This is a genomic window from Vogesella mureinivorans (genome assembly GCF_007644035.1).
GTDB lineage: Bacteria > Pseudomonadota > Gammaproteobacteria > Burkholderiales > Chromobacteriaceae > Vogesella > Vogesella mureinivorans.
The window spans coordinates 1-8,029 of the sequence record NZ_VMTV02000654.1; the positions used below are offsets into that span (position 1 = coordinate 1).

An 8,029-nucleotide genomic window follows, 5' to 3' on the forward strand; every position below is an offset into this window, starting at 1 on the left:
GCGTGTGCTGGGTGAAGGCGCTGGCAAAGCTGGCCAGGAGGGTGGCGATATCGGCCATGGCGGCAGTCCGGCAGGCAAAAGCGGGACTATGCCATTATTCTGTGCTGGCCTAAAGCACTTTGGTGGCAAAATTAGTCATTTGCCATAATGTTTTATAAATTGGGCGGCAGTCAGCAGGGGCTGTGCTTCAATAACCGCCCATCAGCCCACCATGCCAAACAGGCACGCGTTGTGTGGGCTGATACTAGACACCGTGGGGGTGCACTTACTCTTCGTGCATCAGCGCGTGTTCAATCTCGGAAAACGCCTTCGGCACGCGTACAAAGTTCAGCGAGGTACCCAGGCGGCGGGCGATGGTAGAGGTGGAGAACAGGCCGCATACCTCGTAGTGGCTGCTGGCGGTGTTGTGCTCTACCACCAGCGCGTGCTGGCGGCCCAGGTCTTTCATGGTGGCCACCACGTGGCCCACGGTGGCGCGGCTGATGTCGGCCAGGTTCAGCGCTTCCAGCTGCTTGCGCGGCGTCATCACGTCCCCTACCACAATCTCTCTGTGGCGCTTGCCGTGTTCGTGGATCTGCTTGAGCGGGCGCTCACCCAGCACGTCGGTGGCGGTGAGCAGGCCGGCAAAGCTGCCGTCGGCGTCGGTGACAAACAGCAGGCGGATACCGTGGCTCACCATGCGGGCGTGAGCGTCGTCCAGCAGTGCGTCTTCGTTGATGCTGATGGGGTCGATCACGCGCAGGTCGGTCATCACTTCGGTGGCCGGGCTTTTCAGCGTGACCTGGCGCTGCGGGCGCTGCTCTACGTGAATCAGGTCGGTTTGCGCAGGCAGGTTAAGGGTGTTCAGGGCGTGGTATTCCATGGTGGTCTTCCTCTTCGCGGGTGCAGCCATCGGGCTGGATGGCCACACCCCGGGATTGTCTTGCCGCCTGGGGTGGCGGGGGGCCGGGCAAGCTTTTTCACTCCCTTTTGCTTGCCGGTGCTTTTATCTAAGCACACCGCGGGAAAATGCACAGCTTTTTTATGCAAGTATTCGTAACGGTTTGTTCAGGCTGCGTCCGACCATACAACAGCATAAAACAAAAAAACCGCCCCGAAGGGCGGTATGAGTGATGGAGTATTGCACGATGAAACACGGTTAACCGGCCATGACGGCCTCGACTTCGTCAGCGGTTCTGGCAATGTGCTCGCCCAGCACACGGCTGCCATCGGCGGTGACCAGCACGTCATCCTCGATGCGGATGCCGCCAAAGTCGCGGTATTCGTTGAAACGGGCGTAATTGATGTACTGCGCGTGGCGGCCCTCGGCTTGCCAGGCGTCGATCAGCGCCGGGATAAAGTAAATGCCCGGCTCCACGGTAATCACCATGCCGGCCAAGAGCGGTTTGCCCAGGCGCAGGTAGCCCAGGCCGAACAGCGGGCTGCGCTCGGTGCCGTCGCCATAGCCCACCAGGTCTTCGCCCAGGCCTTCCATGTCGTGCACGTCCATGCCGATCTGGTGGCCCAGGCCGTGCGGGAAGGCAATGGCGTAGGCGCCGCTTGCCACGATGGCGTCGGCGTCACCGTGGAAGAAACCCAGCGCGCTCATGCGCTCTACCATCACACGGGCGGACAGCTTGTGGATGTCCAGGTAGCGCACGCCGGGGCGGATGGCGTCGATAGCAGCCAGCTGCATGGCCAGCACGGTGTCGTACAGTTCGCGCTGGCGCGGGCTGAACTTGCCGCCCACCGGAATGGTGCGGGTGATATCGCTGGCGTAGCCGCCGCCACTGGCGGCGCCGGTGTCGTTGACGACCAGGTCGCCGGCCTGCAGTACCTGGTTATGGTGGTGGTTGTGCAGCACTTCGCCACGGCGCGAGAAGATGCTGGGGTAGGCCAGCAGCCAGTCGTGGCGGCGCACGATGCCTTCCATTTCGCCGACGATGGCGTGTTCTGCCACGCCGGGGCGGGCTGCACGCATGGCGGCCAGGTGGGCGTCGCGGGTTACCGCCAGCGCGGCTTCCATCTCGGCAATTTCCTCGTCACCCTTGATTTCACGCAGGCTCACCACAGCACGGGTCAGCGCCTCGCTATAGCCTTGCTGCGCGGCGTGCGGGGTGGCATCCAGCAGGCCAGCCAGCGCCAGCACGGTTTCGCCACGGTAGGGCTGCAGGTAATGCACGGCACGGCCGGCAGCGCGGGCGGTGGCCAGTACAGCGGCCAGATCGGCGTAGGGCTGGCTGCGGCCAACCTGGGCGCGGGCGGCGCGCTGGGCCAGCGTGGGTAGCTCACCGGTCCATACGATATCAGCCACGTCCGGTTCGTTGCCGAACAGCGTGGTGTCGCCGCTGGCGGTGTCCATCACCCCGGCCAGGCCCGGCTCGTTCAGGCCAAAGAAGTAGCGGAACGAGCTGTCCTGCACGAAGGGGAAAATGTTGTCGCGGTAGTTCATTGGCGAATCAACATTGCCCAGAAACAGGATCAGGCTATCGGGCAGCAGGGCAGCAAGCTTGTCGCGGCGCTGCTGGTAGATGGCGGGCTGGAACATGGTGGCTTCCGGTGGTGAGCGGTGAAGCCAGCATTTTTGTATACAATCGCCTATTTGTATAGAAAAACAGGCCAACACTCAGCGAATGTGGCCTGTGCCGTGGCAGTATTGCCACTTTTCAGCGTTTGGCGCGGCTTTCGCGGCAGGATGTAGCGCTGGCGGCGGGCTTGGGCAGCTGCCAGCGCAGCAGCAAGCTTACCGCCACGCCAGCCAGCAGCGCCCACAGCGGCGCGCCGATACCGGCAAAGCTGACACCCGATGCCGCCACCACAAAGGTAAGCAGTGCCGCCTCGCGTTGGGTATCGCTAGCCAGCGCCGCCGATAGCGAACTGGCCAGCGTGCCAAACAGCGCCAGCGCCGCCGCCGCCATCACCAGCGCCTTGGGCAGCACCAGCAGCAGCGCCACCAGGGCACCGCCCAGCAGCGCCACCAGAATGTAGCAGCAGGCGGCCACCACGCCGGCTTTCCAGCGCTGGGTAGGGTCCGGGTGGGCTTCGGGGCCGGTACACATGGCGGCGGTAATGGCGGCCAACACCACGCCGTGGCAGCCAAACGGTGCCAGCAGGGCCGATACCCCGCCCAGCGCACTCACCGGCACCCGCGCAGGGATGTCGTAGCCGTCGTTTTTCAGCACCGCCATGCCGGGCAGAAACTGGCCGGTCAGGGCAATCAGCGTCAGCGGCAGCGCAATATTGCTCAGGCCAGCCAGCGTAAACACCGGCGTGGTCCACAGCGGGCCACTGGCGCTATGAGCCAGGCTGGGCGCCGCGGCAAAGCCGCCAGTGGCGGCCAGAAACACCCCGCCCAGCGCCAGCGCACCCATCAGCGCGTAGCGCGGCCACAGGCGGCGGCCAGCAAAGAACATCAGCGCCATGGGCAGTACCAGCGCCGCGTGTTCGCGCACGGCGGGCACCAGCTCGGCCACAAAGCGGAACAGGATGCCCGCCAGCAGGGCGGCCGCCAGCGCGGGCGGAAAGCGCTTCATCAGCGCATCAAACGCCCCGCTGATGCCGATCAGCCAAACCAGCAGGCCGGCGATGACATAACCGCCCACCGCTTCGGGGTAGCTGACCGTGGGCAATGCGGCCAACAGCAGCGCGGCACCGGGGGTGGACCAGGCGGTGATGATGGGCATTTTCCAGCGCCACGACAGCCACAGCCCCACCACGCCAGAGCCGATGGACACCGCCCACAGCCAGCTAGCCAGCTCGGCGGCGCTGAGGCCGGCCTGCTGCGCGGCGTGCACGATGATGAGAAAGGGGCCGGTATAGCCAACGGCAATCGTTAGCACACCGGCGATCAGGGTAGACGGGGGTAAGTGTTTAAGCATGCTGTTCTTTCATACAAAGGCTTCCGGGTAGGCCGCCACGGGTGAACCAGCCCCCGCAGGCTGCGCTGCCGTCTGGGCAGCCGCTTGCTGTATGGCCCGCCACAGGCGGCAGGCAGAACAGCACCGGTAAGCGTACTGTACGCGCTGGCCGCGTGGCCTGCCTGCCACAGCCGGCTACAACACACTGGCGCGCCGCGCAGCTGTTCTATATAACAGAGCGATGACCGATACCGCCTACCCCGCCCTCTACCAGCGCATTGCGGCCAACTTGCAGCAGCAGCTGGACAGCGGCCACTACCCGCCGGGCAGCCGCCTGCCGTCGGTACGGGCGCTGGCCGCCGAGCACGGCGTGAACGTGCTCACCGCCCTGGCCGCCTACCGCTACCTGGAGCAACAACAGCGCGTGGTGGCCCGCCCGCGTGCCGGCTACTTTGCCGCCCTGCTGCCGCACCCGGCGCCCGGGCGCGGCCAACCTTCGCCGCTGCCTGCGGCGGCCGCGCTGGTCGACCTGAAAAGCCGCATGTCCACCCTGCTGCAGCTGGGGGACGAGCGCATCCACTGGCAGCTGCACATGGCCGAGGCCGCGGCCACGCTGTACCCGTCGGCCGAGCTGGCACGGCGGCTGCAAAGCACGCTCACGCGCCAGCCCGGGCTGATTGGCGCCCACCTGCCGGGCGATATCCAGCGCCGTCTGTGCCATGGCTTGCAGCGCATAGCGGCCGAGCGCGGCCTGTCGCTGCAGGCAGACGGCATCCTGCCCTGCCACGGCATTACCGAAGGCATCAGCCTGGCGCTACGCCACCTGACCCGCCCGGGCGATACCGTGGCGGTAGAAACACCGGTGTACTTTGGCCTGCTACAAACGCTGCAGGGCCTGGGGCTGAAGGCGCTGGAAATCCCCTGCACGCCGGATAGCGGGCTCTCGCTGGAGGCGCTGGAGTTCGCCCTGCGCCATGGGCCGCCGGTGAAATGCCTGGTATGCGTGCCGCACTTCCAGAACCCCACCGGCGCGCTGATGCCGGACGAGCACAAGAAGCGCCTGCTGCAGCTGGCCAGCCAGTACGGGCTGGTACTGATCGAAGACGATGTATTCGGCGACCTGTACTACGGCAGCGAACGCCCCACGCCGATCAAGGCCTGGGACCACCACGACCAGGTGATCTACTGCGCCTCGTTCACCAAAAGCTACGCGCCGTCGCTGCGGCTGGGCTGGGTGGCCGCCGGCCGCCACCATGCCGCGCTGGCCCAGCTGCAGGCCAGCAGCACGCTGACAGTGTCGCCACTGTTGCAGGCGGTGCTGGCCGATGTACTGGACAGCGGCGACTACCAGCGCACCAGCGCCCGCATCCGCCAGCAGCTGGCCAGCCAGATGCACGCCACCGCCGACGCCGTGCTGCGCCATTTCCCCAAAGGCACGCGCATCCGCAAGCCCCAGGGCGGCATGCTGCTATGGGTAGAATGCCCGCCACAGAGCGACACCACCGCGCTGCTGCAAGCCGCGCTGGCCGACGGCATCAGCTTTGCCCCCGGCATGGCGTTTTCGGCCGAGCCGCGCTTTGGCCACTGCCTGCGCATCAATTGCGGCCAACCTTTTACCCCCGCACTAGAGGGCGCCATCGCCAGCCTGGGCCAGCGCCTTGCTACGCAATTATTGCAAGCACGGTGATACACTGGCAGACCCGATACCGCGCTTGTGCCCTGACATGAAAGCCACGCCCAGCCTGCCGCCAGACGCCCTCCTGGCCTTTGACGCCCTCGCCCGCTGCCTTAGCTTTACCGCGGCGGCCAACGATCTGGGCTGCGCCAAAAGCCGCGTCAGCCAGCTCATCAAAGAGCTGGAGCAAGAGCTGGGCACCGTGCTGGTACTGCGCAATACCCGCCGCGTGGTACTGACAGAAAGCGGCCAGCGCCTGGCGCGCCACGCTGAAAAGCTGCGCCTGCTGCTGGCGGGCATCCGCACCGATATCGATGAAAGCAAAGACAAGGTAGAAGGCCCGCTGCGCATCGGCTGCTCCGCCGGCCTGGCGCAGCAGCTGCTGGGCCCGCTGCTGGCCGAGCTGGCGCACGAGTTTCCCGAGCTGCAAGTACGCCTGCAGGTAGAAAACCGCGTGGTCGACCCGGTAGTAGAAGGGCTGGATTTCTGCCTGCGCACGCGCAATGTGCACGACGACCGGCTGGTGGCCCGCCCGGTAGGCCTGGTATGGGAAAAGCTGTACGCCTCTCCCGACTACCTGGCCGAACACGGCAGCCCGCATACGCTGGACGACCTGCAGCTGCACCGCCTCATCAGCAACGCCTACTACAACGAGCAGGGCGAGGAATGGCGGCTGGAGCGCGAGGACCAGCAAACCACCATCAAGCTGCGCCCGGCGCTTACCGTCGACCAGTACAGCGTGGTGGCGTCGGTGCTCAAACAGCACCACGGCATTGGCCTGCTACCCAGCTATATGGGCCAGCCACTGGTAGAAAAAGGCATGCTGGCCGAAGTGCTGCCAGACTGGCGCGCCGCCGGCTGGCCGGTGTTTCTGGTGTTTGCCTACCAGCAGCCGCTGCCGCGCAAATACCAGGCCTTCATGAGCTTCATCATCCCGCGCCTGCAAGACAAACTCGGCAGCCCATGATTGACACAGGCCAAGGTTGGCCGCAGGGTGCACTGCTACAGTAGCCGCTTTCCTGCCGGCGGCGCCGGCATGCCATCGGGGGTTTTATGGTCGAACATGTAGATATCTTCATCGTGGGCGGCGGCATGGTGGGTACCGCCATCGCTGCCCGGCTGGGCCACAGCGGCCTGAACATCGCCGTGCTGGAACAGCAAGCCCCGCCCACCTTCGACCCCGACAGCCCGCCCGACCTGCGCGTATCGGCCATCAGCCCTGCCTCGCGCGCGCTGCTGGAGCGCATCGGCGCCTGGCAGCACATCGACGCCATGCGCAGCGCCCCCTACCAGCGCATGCAGGTATGGGAAAACGAGCGCAGCGCCGGTACGCTGTTCGACGCTGGCGAAGTGGATGCGGCCAACCTGGGCCACATCATCGAAAACCGCATCGTGCAGCTGGCCTGCACCCAGGCGCTGCAACCGCATGCCAACATCCAGCTGATCTGCCCGGACAGCATCCAGCGTCTGGATATCCAGGCCGGCGGCAGCCGCATAGAGCTGGCCAGCGGTCGCAGCTTTGTCGCACGGCTGGTCATCGGCGCCGACGGCGCCAAATCGCAAGTACGCGACGCCGCCAGCATCGGCCTCAACAGCCACGAATACCCGATGCACGCCTTCGTCGCTACCGTCGGCATAGCGGGCGGTGAACGCGACATCACCTGGCAGCGCTTTACCCCCAACGGCCCGCAATCGTTGCTGCCGCTGCCGGGCGACTACGCCTCCCTGGTGTGGTACCACCAGCCGCAACAGGTACAACAGCTGCTGCAGCTGGACGATACCGCGCTGATCGCTGCCTTTAGCCGCGAGTTTCCCGACGCGCTGCCCACCCTCACCCACGTGGTGAGCCGCGGCAGCTTTGCGCTGATCCGCCGCCACGCGCAGGACTACGTGCGCGCCGGCGTGGTACTAGCCGGCGACGCCGCCCACACCATCCACCCGCTGGCTGGCCAGGGCGTCAACCTGGGTTTTCAGGACACCGAGGCACTGTGCCAGGTACTGGAACAAGCCGTACAGCAGGGCGAAGACATCGCCAGCCTGGCCGTACTGCAGCGTTACCAGCGCCAGCGCATGCTACCCAACCACGGCATGCAGCGCCTGATGGATGCGTTCTGCTACGGCTTCAGCAACGACAGCAGCCCGCTGCGCTTTGTACGCAACCTGGGGCTGAAACTAGCCAACCACAGCGGCCCGGTAAAGAAAGAAGTCATACGCTACGCACTGGGCCTCAGCACACCGGAACAGCTGCTCCCGCCGCCACTGGCACTGCTCAAAACAAGGTTAAAACGCGCCTGATCGGCGAAGATCAATAAAAAAGCCCGCGCAAGCGGGCTTTGGTTTTGTTCTGACATCGATGCGGCCAACGTTGGCTGCAGGCAGCGCCAGCACTACAACGGGGCTGGCACGGGAAGAAACGAGGTTAGCCGCAGAGTAACAGGGGCAAAACAACAAAGCCCGCTTGCGCGGGCTTTTCTCATCAATACGGTTGTCTTTGTCACAAAGCACAAAGCCCAGCTCG

7 protein-coding genes are annotated in these 8,029 nt (G+C 65.3%); 3 read left to right on the top strand and 4 right to left on the bottom strand.

Annotation, left to right across the window (positions count from 1 at the left end; translation table 11 throughout):
• Positions 1–265 precede the first annotated feature (265 nt).
• The 3 genes from FLQ44_RS17125 to FLQ44_RS17135 form a co-directional block, all read right to left on the bottom strand.
• A complete protein-coding gene (locus FLQ44_RS17125) occupies positions 266–862 on the bottom strand; it encodes a CBS domain-containing protein (protein ID WP_147695372.1) in 597 nt (198 codons plus the stop codon).
• A gap of 276 nt (positions 863–1,138) precedes the next feature.
• Complete coding sequence (locus FLQ44_RS17130; protein ID WP_147695373.1) at positions 1,139–2,527, bottom strand: aminopeptidase P family protein; 1,389 nt, start codon at positions 2,525–2,527, stop codon at positions 1,139–1,141.
• A gap of 118 nt (positions 2,528–2,645) precedes the next feature.
• Entirely contained in the window at positions 2,646–3,857 is a 1,212-nt protein-coding gene (locus tag FLQ44_RS17135; protein ID WP_147695374.1) for a benzoate/H(+) symporter BenE family transporter, read from the bottom strand.
• Positions 3,858–4,077: 220 nt separating this feature from the next.
• Here FLQ44_RS17135 and FLQ44_RS17140 point away from each other — a divergent pair, with 220 nt between their 5' ends.
• From FLQ44_RS17140 to FLQ44_RS17150, 3 genes are all read left to right on the top strand, one after another.
• Positions 4,078–5,523 (top strand): aminotransferase-like domain-containing protein, encoded by a 1,446-nt coding sequence (locus FLQ44_RS17140; RefSeq protein ID WP_147695375.1) that lies wholly within the window; start codon positions 4,078–4,080, stop codon positions 5,521–5,523.
• A 37-nt stretch (positions 5,524–5,560) separates the two neighbouring features.
• A complete protein-coding gene (locus FLQ44_RS17145) occupies positions 5,561–6,478 on the top strand; it encodes a LysR family transcriptional regulator (RefSeq protein ID WP_147695376.1) in 918 nt (305 codons plus the stop codon).
• Between the two features lie 86 nt (positions 6,479–6,564).
• Complete coding sequence (locus tag FLQ44_RS17150) at positions 6,565–7,806, top strand: FAD-dependent monooxygenase (RefSeq protein ID WP_147695377.1); 1,242 nt, start codon at positions 6,565–6,567, stop codon at positions 7,804–7,806.
• On the opposite strand, the gene FLQ44_RS24155 is transcribed toward FLQ44_RS17150, so the two are convergent.
• Positions 7,792–8,029 (bottom strand): hypothetical protein (locus FLQ44_RS24155; RefSeq protein ID WP_206208947.1); only part of this gene is annotated, 238 nt, incomplete at its 5' end. The genes FLQ44_RS17150 and FLQ44_RS24155 overlap by 15 nt on opposite strands.